The 644-nt window shown below is 61.5% G+C and carries 1 pseudogene; it reads left to right on the plus strand.

The features are described 5' to 3' along the window. Positions 1 to 543 (plus strand): annotated as a pseudogene (locus QQL24_RS36220) (IS701 family transposase); the annotation flags it as partial. Positions 544 to 644: the final 101 nt, after the last annotated feature.

Below are 644 nucleotides of genomic sequence, written 5' to 3' on the forward strand. Positions count from 1 at the left end.
GGCTATGTGCTTGGCGTCAGTTCCGACCATCTCTTCAATTCCTGGGGAGACAAGCCTCCCATTGGCGGAAGTGCCGAACAGATCGCACGGGACTTGCCAGCCTCCCAATGGCAGCGCCTGTCGGCGGGCGATGGCACCAAGGGGCCACGCCTGTATGACTGGGCCTATTGTGAACTGGCCGATCTCGATGCCCAGGCCGATTATGGCTGCCCGACGCCAGGCTGGTGGACGCGCGGCCTTCTGATCCGCCGCACCATCGCCGATGCTGAATTGGCCTTCTTCTCAACCTGGTGTCCAGCCGGCACCGACATCGCCACCCTGGTCAAGGTCGAAGGCCAGCGCTGGACCATCGAGGATAGTTTCGAAACGGCCAAGAACGAGCTTGGCCTCGATCACAATGAGACAAGATCCTGGCACGGCTGGCATCGGCATGTTTCCTTCGTCATGCTCGCCTTCGCCATGATGGCAACCGTGCGCCATCACGCCAACAACGCGACGCCCCCAAAAACCAAACCGCGGGCCACCAGTCCACCCAAGCCCTGATCCGCTGGTCCACCCAGGAAGTGCGTCGCATCACAAATCGCTTGGCACAACAACGCATTGAGCCAGCCCGTATCATCGCGTGGTCTTGCTGGAGACGCGCC

Origin of the sequence: Labrys miyagiensis, assembly GCF_030160835.1 — a bacterium.
In the GTDB taxonomy this organism is placed as follows: Bacteria; Pseudomonadota; Alphaproteobacteria; order Rhizobiales; family Labraceae; genus Labrys; species Labrys miyagiensis.